At 52.0% G+C, this 221-nt stretch carries 1 other RNA gene; it reads left to right on the forward strand.

Annotated features, from left to right (window positions below):
* Positions 1-133: non-coding RNA, RtT sRNA (locus RRF55_RS28765), on the forward strand; the annotation flags it as partial.
* Positions 134-221 lie beyond the last annotated feature (88 nt).

A 221-nucleotide genomic window follows, 5' to 3' on the forward strand; every position in this document is an offset into this window, starting at 1 on the left:
TGGTCGCAGGTTCGAATCCTGCACGACCCACCAATTTCAGCATTTAACTCAGATGTTGAACGTGAAGGATAACGTTGCGTCAGCAACGGCCCGAAGGGCGAGGCGAAGCCGAGTCATCCTGCACGACCCACCATCCTGAATGATGGCAGCAGTAAAATCCCGCAAGGGGTCGTTAGCTCAGTTGGTAGAGCAGTTGACTTTTAATCAATTGGTCGCAGGTT

The organism is Klebsiella sp. K47 (assembly GCF_051858335.1).
GTDB classification, from domain to species: Bacteria; Pseudomonadota; Gammaproteobacteria; order Enterobacterales; family Enterobacteriaceae; genus Klebsiella; species Klebsiella pneumoniae.